This window comes from Streptococcus sp. 1F3 (assembly GCF_054968985.1).
In genome coordinates this window covers 42,089-55,811 of the sequence record NZ_JBUEQR010000035.1, presented here as the reverse complement: position 1 = coordinate 55,811, position 13,723 = coordinate 42,089, and the positions used below count along the sequence as shown (strand labels likewise).

At 42.4% G+C, this 13,723-nt stretch carries 10 protein-coding genes; 1 reads left to right on the top strand and 9 read right to left on the bottom strand.

What is annotated here, in order from left to right; genetic code table 11:
- Nucleotides 1-500 precede the first annotated feature (500 nt).
- The 5 genes from ACVPON_RS02915 to ACVPON_RS02895 all read right to left on the bottom strand — a co-directional run bounded on the left by ACVPON_RS02915 (nucleotide 501) and on the right by ACVPON_RS02895 (nucleotide 7,282).
- Nucleotides 501-1,490: a lipoate--protein ligase gene (locus tag ACVPON_RS02915; protein ID WP_462876014.1), complete on the bottom strand. Its 990-nt coding sequence runs from the start codon at nucleotides 1,488-1,490 to the stop codon at nucleotides 501-503.
- 252 nt (nucleotides 1,491-1,742) lie between these two features.
- Nucleotides 1,743-3,497, bottom strand: a complete 1,755-nt coding sequence (gene lpdA / locus ACVPON_RS02910) for a dihydrolipoyl dehydrogenase (RefSeq protein WP_462876012.1) — start codon at nucleotides 3,495-3,497, stop codon at nucleotides 1,743-1,745.
- A gap of 269 nt (nucleotides 3,498-3,766) precedes the next feature.
- Nucleotides 3,767-5,155 (bottom strand): dihydrolipoamide acetyltransferase, encoded by a 1,389-nt coding sequence (locus ACVPON_RS02905; protein ID WP_462876010.1) that lies wholly within the window; start codon nucleotides 5,153-5,155, stop codon nucleotides 3,767-3,769.
- A 90-nt stretch (nucleotides 5,156-5,245) separates the two neighbouring features.
- Entirely contained in the window at nucleotides 5,246-6,241 is a 996-nt protein-coding gene (locus ACVPON_RS02900) for an alpha-ketoacid dehydrogenase subunit beta (protein WP_462876008.1), read from the bottom strand.
- A 72-nt stretch (nucleotides 6,242-6,313) separates the two neighbouring features.
- Nucleotides 6,314-7,282 carry a thiamine pyrophosphate-dependent dehydrogenase E1 component subunit alpha gene (locus ACVPON_RS02895; RefSeq protein ID WP_462876006.1) on the bottom strand — a complete coding sequence of 323 codons (969 nt, stop codon included), beginning with the start codon at nucleotides 7,280-7,282 and terminating at the stop codon, nucleotides 6,314-6,316.
- Nucleotides 7,283-7,512: 230 nt separating this feature from the next.
- Here ACVPON_RS02895 and ACVPON_RS02890 point away from each other — a divergent pair, with 230 nt between their 5' ends.
- The gene (locus ACVPON_RS02890; RefSeq protein ID WP_462876004.1) at nucleotides 7,513-8,184 is read left to right on the top strand and encodes a trimeric intracellular cation channel family protein; all 672 of its coding nucleotides are present in this window, start codon (nucleotides 7,513-7,515) and stop codon (nucleotides 8,182-8,184) included.
- A 270-nt stretch (nucleotides 8,185-8,454) separates the two neighbouring features.
- Here ACVPON_RS02890 and ACVPON_RS02885 read toward each other — a convergent pair whose 3' ends face one another.
- The 4 genes from ACVPON_RS02885 to ACVPON_RS02870 all read right to left on the bottom strand — a co-directional run bounded on the left by ACVPON_RS02885 (nucleotide 8,455) and on the right by ACVPON_RS02870 (nucleotide 13,274).
- The gene (locus ACVPON_RS02885) at nucleotides 8,455-9,609 is read right to left on the bottom strand and encodes a carbohydrate-binding domain-containing protein (protein ID WP_462876002.1); all 1,155 of its coding nucleotides are present in this window, start codon (nucleotides 9,607-9,609) and stop codon (nucleotides 8,455-8,457) included.
- Between the two features lie 1,003 nt (nucleotides 9,610-10,612).
- Entirely contained in the window at nucleotides 10,613-12,061 is a 1,449-nt protein-coding gene (locus tag ACVPON_RS02880; RefSeq protein ID WP_462876000.1) for an ABC transporter ATP-binding protein, read from the bottom strand.
- Entirely contained in the window at nucleotides 12,025-12,684 is a 660-nt protein-coding gene (locus ACVPON_RS02875; protein WP_462875998.1) for an energy-coupling factor transporter transmembrane component T, read from the bottom strand. Before ACVPON_RS02875 ends, ACVPON_RS02880 begins: the two co-directional genes overlap by 37 nt.
- Entirely contained in the window at nucleotides 12,681-13,274 is a 594-nt protein-coding gene (locus ACVPON_RS02870) for an MptD family putative ECF transporter S component (protein ID WP_462875996.1), read from the bottom strand. Before ACVPON_RS02870 ends, ACVPON_RS02875 begins: the two co-directional genes overlap by 4 nt.
- Nucleotides 13,275-13,723 lie beyond the last annotated feature (449 nt).

The following is a 13,723-nucleotide window of genomic DNA, read 5'->3' as shown; positions in this document are numbered from 1 at the left end:
TTAGTTTCTAAGAAAATTTGTCTTTTTCGCACAGAGTTTAGGGCGAGTTCAATTAAAATAAGATACTAAGCCCGTAAAAAACTCAAAGCGAAAATAGGCGGCCGAGCAGAAGTTGCTTGCAACTTCGTTGCGAGACCCCTGCGAGGCTAGCTAGGCTAGTCACAAATGAAATGCAGGGAATAGCCAGCTAGCTACCGCTAATACACTGCGTTTTAATCCATTTCTGTTACGGTCTTTTTTTCAGTGAGTTGTAGCCCGAGTTCAGTTAAATCAAGATACAAGGGTCTAGAAAAAGCGAATGAACATTAGGAATCTTGACGAGTGAAAAGCTCTAGTAGCATGTTTCAGCCTATCCCTAAAAGATTTTCAACTGCAATTGGTTAAAGCTAAAACAGCTACCTATCTTTTTTACACAACTTTTAGTCCGAACTCCATTCAGATGTGAGGGGCATAATGACACAACTATAAAAGAGGCTGATTGACCAGCCTCCTACTCAAGATTAAGCTACAATCGCTTTTGCGACTTCTTCTGTTGTCATTCGTGAAAAATAATAGGTCGTATCAATCGTCTGGAGTTTTGCAAGTACATCTACATACTCATAGCGTGTTCCGACAAGTAATTCCTCAATGTCTGCGACATCGCCAATTCCAAAGAAATCTCCATAAATTTTAATCGATTCAATGACTGATTTTTCTGCCTTCACATAGGTCGTGATTTTTCCAGCGGGATAGCGGACACTACGCTCCACTGTATATTCAGGGGTCTGACCAAAGGTCCAATCCCAAGTCCCAAACTGGGTATCCCGGATTTCTTGAATACGCTTGAGTTCCTCTTCTGATAGGACATATTCATCCATATCAGGATATTCTTGCTTCATCTGATTCAAAATGGCGTCCTTGAACTCTAAGACGGTCATTTTTTCTGGCAACTCCGTATTGATATTCGTCACACGCGCACGAACTGATTTGACCCCTTTTGATTCAATCTTATCCTTGCTCACCTTCAAGGCATCCCCCAAAACAGTCATATCAACATCAAAAAGCAGGCAGCCATGGTGCATCATGCGTCCCTTGGCATAGGCCTGGGCATTTCCACAAATCTTCTTACCCTCAATTTCAAGGTCATTGCGTCCTGTAAAATCCGCTTTAACCCCTAGGGTTGCAAGCGTGTCAATAACTGGTTTTGAGAAAGTTTTAAAATCAAATGCGCCCTCATCTGCCTTGTTGGAAATAATCGTATAGTTTAAATTGTTCAAATCATGGTATACCGCACCACCACCTGATAAGCGGCGAACAACATGAATACCGTGGGCATCTGTATATTCCTTATTGATTTCCTGAATAGCATTCTGGTGTTTTCCAATGATAATAGCAGGTTCATTGATCCATAGGATAAAAATTTCATCAACATGGGTCAATTCTTTAAAAGCATAGGCTTCTAGAGAAATGTTATAAGCTGGATCATTACTGTTATTGACAATGTATTTCATAGCATACTCCTCATCTTTATCTCTATCTAGTATAGGGCAAACGCTCTCAAAAAACAAGTGATTGATACCGCGACACGCAGAAAAAACAATAGGATAGAATTTTACGATTTTCAACCATTAATACGCTTTAAAAATCAATAGCTGACTGGGTGAAGAAATCACAGATAGAAATAGAAAAAGATAAACAACTTTCACGTTCTTGGTCTACATTTTGAGACTATAAAAGGAGACGATTGTCTCCTTTTATAGTCTTTATTTACGTTTTGGCGGGTTGTGGATAGCCACTCCTAAGACGTCCAAGAAAGCTTCATACATCACTTCTGAGAAGGTTGGATGTCCATGGATAGAAGCGACTACATCATCTACTGTCAATTCTGATTCCATGATGGTTGCTGCTTCGTTAATCATCTCAGCTGCTACTGGACCAATGATATGCACACCAAGAATCTCATGGTATTTCTTATCTGCAATCACTTTGACAAATCCATGTGCTTCATTTGAAGCAATCGCACGACCATTTCCAGCAAAGCTACATTTTCCAATCAAGATGTCGCTACCATATTGCTCACGCGCTTGGTCTTCTGTCAAACCAACCATGGCAATTTCTGGATGTGTATAGACTGCCGCTGGTGTGAAGTCCAATTTTGCTTTGTGGTGATTCCCCTTAATCGCATTTTCAGCAGCCACTTCACCCATGCGATACGCAGCATGAGCCAACATCTTCGTACCGTTGACATCACCTGGTGCATAAATACCTGGAATCGATGTTTCTTGGTAGGCATTCACTTTGATACGTCCACGATCCATTTCAAGATCAAGATTTTCAAGACCTGCTAGTTGTGGCACACGTCCGATTGAAAGAAGGGCTTTTTCAGATACGATTTCAGAGCCATCGTTCAACTGAATCGTCAATTGGTTATTGTCTTCAATAATTTCAGATACACCAACAGAAGTCAAGAACTTCATTCCTTTCTTAGAAAGAACTTTTTGAAGCTCAATCGATACTTCGCGATCCATACCTGGAATGATCCGATCTGCCATTTCAACAACAGTTACTTCTGTACCGTATGAAGCATAGACAAGACCAAGCTCCACTCCGACAACTCCGCCTCCCATGACTGTAAGAGTTTTTGGAATTTCACGAAGATCCAGGATATCATCTGACGTCAAGACAAGTTTCGAATCAATTCCCGGAATATTGATACGGGATACTTTTGAACCTGTCGCAAGAATAATACTCCGCCCCTTGATTGTTTGGCTACCGATAGTTACCGTCTTATCAGGATTAACTTGACCAAGACCATTGAAAATCGTCACTTTGTTGGCTTTCAAGAGACCTTGTACCCCACCTGTCAAGGTCTTCACAACAGAGTTCTTGAAGTCCACTGTTTTATCCATATCAATGGTGTAGTTGGTGGAAGCAAGGTTGATACCACGACCAGCTGCAATCTTCAAACCATCAAGGATTTCTGCATTTTTGAGGTAAGTTTTTGTCGGGATACAACCCTTGTTCAAGCAGGTTCCACCAAATTCTGATTTCTCAACGATTGCAATTTTTCCACCTAATTGTGCACCGCGAATCGCTGCATAGTAACCTGCAGGTCCGCCACCGACGACAACCATATCGTACTCATCTGCTGCAAGTGCTACTTTTGGTGCCTCTGGACTTGCAGCCGGAGCTACTGGCACTTCCAATCCTGCCGCTTTCAAATCTGCTGTTGCCTGAGCAACCTCTACTTTTGCTGCTGTACCAGCTTCCACCACTTCACCTTCTGCACCAATATAGCCGATTACTTCTGTAACAGGTACAGTCTCACCATTACCACGAACGATTTTTAGCAAGATACCAGAATCTTCCGCTTCCAATTCCATGCTGGTCTTATCCGACATCATCTCTAAGATAACATCTCCCTCGTTGACCACATCACCTTCTTGCTTTTTCCACTCGATGATTTCACCTTCTTGCATGTCAACGCCAAGTTTTGGCATAATAATTTCAACTGCCATATATAAGATACCAAGCCCGTAAAACACAACGTAAAAATCGGCTACCGAGCAGAAGTTGCTTGCAACTTCGTTGCGAGCCCCCTGTAAGGCTAGTCACCAATAAAATGAAGTACATAGCCAGCTAACTACCGCTCATAAGGGAATCAAGCCGTTTCTATCAGGGGCTTTTTTACAAAGTGTTTAGGGCGGGTTCAAGTACGCTTACACGCACGAACCCTTTTCCTTTCTCTATTTTCTTTACAAGTTTTTGTTTACAATCTAATGCTTCATCAGATTAACAGTTCCAATGGGTTTTCAAGTAAGTTTTTCAAATCTACCATGAATTTAGCACCGTTCATTCCGTCAATAATGCGGTGGTCAATGGTCAAGCAAAGAGCCATGATTGGGCGGATTTTGATTTCACCGTCAATCACTACAGGTGTCTGCACAGTTGAGGCAACTCCAAGAATGGCTGAGTTTGGTTGGTTAATAATCGGGTTAAAAGTCTTGGTACCAAACATACCAAGGTTGGTAATAGAGAAGGTAGAACCAGACATTTCTGCACCTTTCAATTTACCGGATTGAGCTTTTTTGATCACATCTTTAGAAGCGACGACAAAATCAGACAGGCTCATCTTGTCTGCACCATGAACAACTGGGACAACCAAACCATCTTCTAGACCAACAGCGATTCCAAGATTTACAAATTTATGCAATTCAATTTCTTGTGCATCATTGATGAGCGATGCATTCATGTAGCGATGCTCCTCTTTCATCAATGTACGAGTAACTGCTAGACCAATCAAGTCGGTAAAGGTCACTTTCAAGCCTGTCTTGTTCATAATTGGCTCAAGTACTTGCTTACGAAGTGCCATCAAGTTGGTCATATCAATGTCATAGTTAAGCGTAAAGGTTGGGGCAGTAAGGTAAGAGTTGACCATTCCTTTTGAAATTGCCTTACGCATTGGGCTCATTTTGATGATTTCAACGCCTTCTGGCAATGACTTAGCTGGTTTTTCTGTTGCCTTAACAGGAGCTTCTTCTACCGCTACTGGTTGACTAGCTGCAAGTGCTGCAAGCACATCTTCCTTGAGAATCTTACCGTTAACACCTGTTCCAATAATATCTTCAAGCTGGATTCCTTTATCAGCTGCAATACGACGGGCAAGTGGTGTTGCCTTAGGAGCAGCTCCCTTAAAGTCTTCCACATCTGACTTGTGAACCCGACCATTAGCACCTGTTCCCGGAACAAGCCCCAAATCAATCTCCCAGTCTTTCGCCAATTTACGGGCAGCAGGCGTAGCACGTACCTTCCCACCGCCTTGAGGCTTCGCAGTTGATAGAGGAGCCTCCGCTACTACCACAACTGGTGTCGCTTCAACTGGAGCGACCTCAGGAGCTGATGTAGCAGTCGAACTTGCTACTACATCTACATCTTCTCCTTCTGCTCCAAGATAGGCAATGACTTCTGTAACAGGTACTGTTACACCATTGCCATGAACAATTTTAAGAAGGACGCCTGAATCTTCAGCTTCTAATTCCATGCTGGTCTTGTCAGACATCATTTCCAAGAGGACATCACCTTCATTGACAAAATCACCCTCTTGTTTTTTCCACTCGATGATCTCACCTTCTTGCATGTCCACACCGAGTTTAGGCATGATAATTTCTATTGCCATGTAATCTTCCTTTCTGTTTTTTCCCTTCTCTTCGGCTAGCGAATAAGGGAGCGACGGTTTTGAACTATCCCAAAACCGTCTGTCTCGCTTTTACCCTTTATGAACTTGTTTGTAAATTGCAGCTTTAATCTTTTCAACGTTTGGCAATACTGCATTTTCAAGAATATTAGCATAAGGAACAGGAACATCATCAGAAGCAATACGAATGATTGGCGCATCCAAATAGTCAAAGGCTTCGCTTTCCGTGATAATAGAAGCAATCTCGCCGATGAATCCTCCTGTTTTATAAGCATCATTGACCAGAATAACCCTTCCAGTTTTCTTAACTGAATTAATGATTAATTCTTTATCAAGAGGAATGAGGGTCCGTGGATCAACGACTTCTACACTGATGCCTTCTGCTGCCACTTCATCAGCTGCTTGCAGAACACGTTCCAACATCCGACCGTAGGACACGATGGTCACATCCGTACCCTCGCGCTTGATTTCACCTTTTCCAAGTGGGATATAGAAATCAGGGTCAAGATTAACCTCTTCTTTTTTACCATAAAGTGCTTTAGGCTCCAAGAAGATGACAGGGTTGTTGTCTAAAATAGAAGATTTCAACAAACCTTTCGCATCATTCGCTGTCCCTGGTGCAACAACCTTGATCCCCGGAATGTGGGTCAACCACGCCTCAAGAGATTGGGAGTGTTGCGCTGCTGATCCGATTCCCGAACCAGAAGCCACACGGAAGGTTACAGGTGTTTTCAAGCCCCCACCAAACATATAGTTCGTTTTCGCTGCTTGGTTGACAATCGCATCAAGAGCAATCGTGATAAAGTCCATAAAGGTTAAGTCAACAATTGGACGAAGACCTGTTTGAGCAGCACCAACTGCAGAACCTGCAATCGCAGCTTCTGAAATTGGAGTATCACGGACACGTTTTTCACCAAATTCTTCTAACATCCCAACAGAGGTACCGAAGTCTCCCCCGTAGATTCCTACGTCCTCTCCCATTAAGAATACGCGTTCATCCTTACGCATCTCCTCGCTTTGAGCCAAGTTAATCGCTTCACGCAAGGCCATTACTTTTGTTTCAGTCATCTTTTTCTCCTAGAAAATATCAAATCTTACTTGTTCCATTGGAACACTTTCTGTCTTTCCTTATTTAAGGAATTAGTCCACAAAAACATCCTCATAAGCAATCGAAATGTCTGGATCTGGACTTTCTTGAGCAAATTTTACAGACGCTTCTACTTCTTCTGCAACCCGCGCTTCAATAGCGTCTAGTTCCTCATCCGTCGCAATCTTATTTTCTGTCAAGTAGGCACGGTATTTTTTAAGTGGATCTTTTGCTTTCCAAGCATCCACCTCTTCTTTGGTACGGTAGACACCTGCATCAGCAGTTGAATGCCCAAACCAGCGGTAAGATTCCACCTCAACGAGGGCAGGTCCATTTCCAGCACGAACATACTCAATGACTTCATGCATTTTTTCATAAACAGCCACAACATCATTTCCATCCTCTACATAGTGACCTGGCATACCATAAGCATCAGCACGTAGGTAAAGATGAGGAATTTTAGTTGAGTAGGTAATGTCTGTTGAAATACCATAACGATTGTTGATGATAAAGAAGATTACAGGCAAGTTCCAAACGGCTGCCAAGTTCATAGACTCATGGAAGCTCCCCTCGTTGGTCGCTGAATCTCCTGAGAAAGCAATAACGATATTGTCTGTTCCAAGATATTGTTGGCTAAGCGCAGCTCCGACTGCAAGGGCATAACCACCGCCAACGATACCATTTGTTCCATAATTGCCTTTTTCAAGATTTGCTAAGTGCATGGAACCACCACGCCCTTTTGAGGAGCCAGTTGCCTTACCAGCAAGCTCAGCCATCATGGCATTGATGTCAATTCCTTTGGCAATGGTCTGACCATGTCCACGGTGATTTGAAAAGATAATATCTTGATCTGTCAAATCCGCTATTGCTCCAACTGAAGCAGCCTCTTCCCCAACTGAGAAGTGGGTCATTCCTTGTACAAATCCACGGCGAACAAGTTTATTTAATTTCATATCCACATCACGGATTTGTTGCATTTTTAAAAACATATCCAAATGTTTTTCTTTTGAAATAGATACCATAATTTCCTCCAAAGTTATTCTGTTTCTTCTCTATGATAATGCAAAAATTCACAAATTGCAAATAATTTAACCGTTTTCTACTTCCTGTCCTATCTGTGAAAAAAGCTAGATTCGTGCCTTTTTTCACAAAATTCACCAAACTATTTTTCGGAAGTAAGTTCTTTTTTTCACAAACTTCATTTCCATTGAATATTCCCCTATTTTATGGTAGAATAACCGCGGAGGTCGCTATGGATTTCGATTTATTTTTAATGATTTGCAACTATTTTGGTACCATCTCCTTTGCCGTTTCTGGCACGATTAAGGGCTTTAAGAAAAAACTTGATCTTTTTGGCATTACCTTACTTGCGACTATTACTGCGATCGGAGGTGGGGTCATTCGAGACACCCTCATCAACCAGCTTCCTGTCGCCCTAACAGAGCCCTCTTCTATCTACCTTTCCGTCCTTGTATCGATTATCATGTACCTCTTTGTCGTCATGAAGAAAAATGAATCGCCACGCGACAAAACCTTATACCAATTTCTCAGCAAAGCCAATCTTATCTTTGACGCAATCGGCTTGATCATCTTTGCCTTGATTGGAGCTAGTACCGGTGTGCAGTTAGGCATCAATATGATGACCTCTGGTATTCTTGCAGCCCTAACAGGTGTTGGTGGTGGTATTATTCGCGATTTACTGGTCAATGAGACACCCGTTGTCTTAAAAGAAGATGTCTATGCTGTCCTCGCCCTTTTTACAGGCATTAGTTACCACTTCCTCGTTCTTGACTGGAACCTGCCTCGAATCCCAGTCTTTATCAGCCTTTTCTTCATCTTCCTCTTCATTCGCCTACTGGTCATTAAATACCAGATCAATTTGCCAAATATGGACAAATCAAGAAAACAGAGACCAGCTGACTAGACGATGAAACCACATATAAAACGGATATTCAGCCAGGTGAGGCAATCAGACCAGAGTTTGATTTTCAAAGAGTACACCTCTATCACTACAGCACGAAGCCCTCAGTAGAAGTACACAGCTACTGAGGGCTATTTGCTTTTTTCCTTTTCTTGATGAGATGAGTGGCTTGTCTCGCCCCTATCTTTTCTTTTATGGTTTCAAGCCCTGCTGGACGATCTCAGGTGACAGCAGTGGCTACCTTTCGGTATAAGCGACCTAATTCTATATGAATTACCAACCGCCAGGACGATTGCCCGCTCCACGTCCACCACCAAAGCCACCTCCAGGGCCTGATGCGACAATCTCTGTTTGTTTTTGTCCATTAACCGTTACATCACCACCAGTAAACTCTACTGTTCCATCAACATCAAAGGCTGATGTTGGCGCCGTAATGGTGATACTTCCACCTGAGATAAAGAGATCTCCATTTGAGTCAAAGGCATCGGTATCACCTTGACCAACGCTTACGTTCATTGTACCACCTGTCACTTTGATAAAGAGATCTGCTCCCATGACATCGCTTGCGGCATTAATCCCATCATCTGTCGAGTTAACTGTGACTGTTCCACCGTTAATGGTCACATTTGCACCCTCAAGCCCTTCAGCACTTTTTGTTACTGTTACTTCCCCATCATCAATAATCAAACTGGACTCTGCCTTGATGGCATCATCACCTGCTTGAACTGTGATGCTACCACCTGCAATCTGGACATTGCCCTTGCTTGTATCTTGATCATTATTGGACTTAATCCCATCACCTGTTGCAGTCACATCGATGGTACCACCTGTAATCGTCACCGAATCTTTCCCTCGGATTCCATCATCAGAAGCGGAAACCTGGATCGTACCTGCCTCAATCACAAGGTCATCAGAAGACACAATTCCGTCCTCAAAATTTCCCTCAACCGTCAAACGGCCTGTACCTGTAATAGTCAAATCAGCCTTAGAATGGATCGCTCCTTCAATATTACTATCCGTATGTTGCTGACTATCAAACACCCTATTTTCTGTCCCTGCCTCTAATTCTAGTAGAACATTATCTGCCGCTTCCACATAGATTGCAGCAGTATCTTGGCTTGAAATAGTCGTCCCTGCTAAAACCAAACGGACATTGCCAGTTGTATTCACCCTCACCCCTGCTGTTGTACTGCCTGTCAGTACATAGGTTCCCGCTTCTGTAATCGTTAGCCCCTCATTGCTCAAGGTTACTTCCTTGGTTGGTAAACTATCCCAGTCAACCGTACTAGAAACTTGATTCGTTAGCGAAGTCGTAGCCTGATTGGTTTGTGAACCAGTGGACGATTGCCCTGTAGCCGTTGAACAGGCTACCAGTAAGGTCATGCTCAATAACGTAACAGATGATCCAAAGATTTTTCTTATATTCATTCAAGATTCCTCAATTCTATCTATTCCTGATACCTCAGAAAAGCCAACAATAGGATTTCCTTAGATAATCAACATAGAAAAAGTATATCTCTGTTTTCTGAAAAAACCTTTAAATTTTTCTAAAATAAATCTTAAACCAATCCCTGCTACAAAATAGATCTTTAGAGAATTATACTCTTTAAAAATCAAAAGGATCCTTCGTCAACTTACCTTGGTGAAGGCTCGTTCTACCTTCGGCTTCGATTATAAGGAAATGAGCCGTGCTAATCTCATTTCCAACCTTTTGATTTTTATTGAGTATTAGAAATAAAACGAGTGATACTCGTGTCAGATTGAAGAAAAAGTCTATTTCGACTAATTTTCTTTAATCTTTCTTCTTTTACTAAAAAATATAAAAACTCTTAGAAATACCGCTATATCAGTATTTTTAAGAGTTACTTCAAGATGATATTCACACTTCGAATTTGCCATTTTTCTGTCACTTAGAGGATTTGTCTACGTTCTGAAACGAGTGATACTCGTGTCAAACGCTCTCGTATCTTAATTGAGTTCGGACTAAAAATGCTAGAAAAAAGATGAATCGTATCGATTACTGGAGTAATCTTCTCCGATTCCCTATTTTTCTTTCCATTTTCTTCACGTCCTCACATCTTGATTGAACTCGGGCTAAAAGCTCGGCAAAAAGATAGACAGATGTTTCGGCTTTATCTAATTACAGATAAGAAGCTTTTTAGGAATAGGCTGAAACATGCTACTAGAGCTTTTCACTCGTCAGATTTCCTATTTTTACCGTAGCTGTTGCAGGCTGTGCCTGCTTTACAGATACGGATGCCCTTTGGGTACATTCGCTTTTTTCACGCCCTCGTATCTTGATTTAACTGAACTCGGGCTAAAAGCTCGGAAAAAAGATAAATCCTCCTAGCTCCAAAGGTATGGTATACCTTTGGAGGTGGGAAATAGGAATTTGCAAAGCAAATTCTTACTAAACTCTTCGTCGTATTTCCTATTTTTCATTCGCTTTTTTCACGCCCTCGTATCTTAGGTCTACTATCTTATCGCATACTCTCGCTAGTAATTCATCGTCGTGGGAGATGAGGAGTACTAATTTGCCCTTGGATTTTAACTGTTGGAGCTGGATTGCGAGTTGCTCCATCTGCTCCCTATCCAGACCGCTCGAAGGTTCATCAAAAATAATGATTTCCTTATCACTTAGGAGACTAGCCACAATCATTAAGCGTTGTTGTTCTCCCATCGATAAGCTCATGGGATGGCGATCTAGGAGATGGGAAAGTCGAAAGATTCTCAATACTTCATCATCCAACTGGTTCGTTTCTCGCCCCAAGGTCAATTCCTTGTCAACCCGCTCCGTCACTAACTGCAGGCGTACATCCTGCATCACGTATGCCATTTTGCCAAGGCGTTCTCGAGCTCGTAAGACCTTGCCTTGCCACCTAACTGGTCCTGTCTTATCTCCCTCCAAGCCCAATAAAGAACGGGCAAAACTGGTCTTGCCAGATCCATTTGCACCGACAATACCAACAATCTGTCCAGGTGCTAACACTAGCTGTTCTAGCTGATAGAGGTAGGCACCCTGATGATAGACACCAAAATGATGCAATTCAAGCCCCGTCTGATCATTGGTAAAGGCTTGAACCAACTCTTTTACTCGCACTTGATAGGAAAGCAAATCAAATGGCCGCAATCCCCATTCCTTTCGCCTCTCCTCAAAACAAGCCAGAAAGGCAGGTGCTGATAGGTGCTCCAGTACCTTTCCTTCACAAAAATAGGCGTAGGAATCAGCCACTTCCCTTAGATAAGCAAGACGATGTTCTGCGATAATCAAGGTCTTCCCCTGGTTTTTCAAGGAGAGGAGCATCTCCTCTACCCGCCTTATACCCGCCGCATCTAAATTAGCCGTTGGCTCATCAAAGACCATGATATCGGTTCCCTGCATAGCAGCAGTCGCAATGGCAACAACCTGCTTTTGCCCACCTGATAAATGTTCCATCTTCTGATTTAACAAGGATTCCAGCTGAAAAAGCTCTGTCACCTCTGCCAGGCGCTCGGAAATAGCACTGCGGGTCATCCCTTGATTTTCACAAGGAAAGACTAGCTCTTGCAAAACCTCTTGATGGAAAAATTGAGTGGCTGGATTTTGAAAAACCGAAGCAACTTGATTGGCTAAACATTCGACACTAGCCTCCTGATAAGAGAACTGCCCAATCCGCAAACTCCCTTCGATTTCGCCCTGATAATACTCTGGAATCAAACCGTTGATGAGGTGTAAAAACGAAGACTTCCCAGATCCACACGGCCCACACAAGACCAAGCATTTTCCTCTTTCAAGGCGTAATTCCTCCACCTGACAGGCTGGTTTTTCACCATGGGCATATGTCAGTCGCAAAGACTGGGCTTCTACTTGAATTTCAGAATGAGAAAGCTTAGACACCATACACATACACTCCAATCTAACCATGTCCAGCGAGACTGCACAAATTCACTGGGTCTCTTGGTGACTGCAAGCCCCTTGGTCAAGGTCGCAATGGTCAAATCCTGTGCCGAACGCAGAAGCGACATCATTAAGGGTACCAAGACATATTCCAGATAACGATGAGGTTGCATGATCAGATCCCGTTTCCTTAAAAACAGTCCCCGTGTTTTTAAAGATACTTGAATCACCCTAACCTCTTTTTTTATCAGAGGGATAAAACGGAACATGACCCCCAAGGTCAACAAAAAACTCTCTGGCAAGTGCCATTTTCGAAGACCATGGATCAGTTCATAAGCCGAGGTCGTAAGGAGCAGAAAATGCCCAGCCATAAGAGGGACCCAGATATGGCTAAGCATAAAAGCAAAACGAAAGAGCCATATGGGAAGCATATCCAGTTGGCTCATCTGATAAAACACAAAGTACCCGAATAAGGTCATAAGTGCCATTTTGATGCGCCCCACAAGAAGACTACAAACTGCAATCCCTACTAACAAGTAGGCACGTTCCAAGTCTGTCACATGAATACCATAGGTAATCCCTGCAAAAATAACTAATAGAATCTTGCTTCTGGCATCAAATCTCATTCTAATAACCCCGATTTTTTGAAGGATTTCTTTAGCATTTGTTGACCTAAGGAAGCTCCAATCAAAGCTCCCACGACAATCGTTGTAGACAAGACCAGCACATTTAAAGGAGTAAAGTCGACCATCACACGTGCAATATAGTCAGCAGATTTTCCGCGCGCCATCAGATTTGCTTCATATGCGTCTCTCATCAGCCACATGAGAATAATCGGACCTAAATTTCCAAAAGAGAAGACGACAAAACTCACAATATTGAACCACTTTTGCTTGTACTGTCCTTGTTTTCCAATCAAGTCTCCTAAGATACCAAAAACTAAACTTGGCACAAAAGCTGCTGTCATGTAGCCTGACATGAAAAAGAAGCAAGCCATAACAGCACTCACCAAACTAATCGAACCAAACTTCCCGACCTTAGCGACCAAGAGCATGTAGACCGGCCCGCCTAAAATAGCCGCAAAGGCTGGGGCATACATCATATTCCCCGAACGGTCAAATATAGCCGCTACCAAGGTTCCTAGCCCCACACATAGGAAATAGAGAGCTGCAAAGGCTCCTGTTACCATCAAATCTTTTACTTTTAATTGTTTCATCATTTTCTCCATATTTATTGAGAGGCTGAACTTCCTCTTTTATTATTATTCAAAAAGCAAGCACTTTCTTGGTCAACTAGACTGAATGAATACTGGAGAAAAGAAGTTCTTTTCTTCCGCTTCAATAGCCACCAACTGTCTTTAGCTCCTTTTCCTTGCCTACTCTTACTCTTTCATTCAGGATGAATGGAATAAATCAGCCCGGTTAAATGATACTATAGCTGTTTCGTTTCCTTTTAGTATAGTTGTTTAGTTTACTTTTAGTACTAGACAACGAGCTGCAGGCTGCTTCAACAGTCTAATGACTGTTGAAGGTTGGAAATCATACTGACGATAGTCAGTAACAATCGTAGAGTACGGCAAAGCGAGTTAAAAGGTAAACTAAATGAGTATACTAGGAAACGATGCAGGCTGTACTGGAGTAGGGAAAAAGGATACTTCGTCAACTT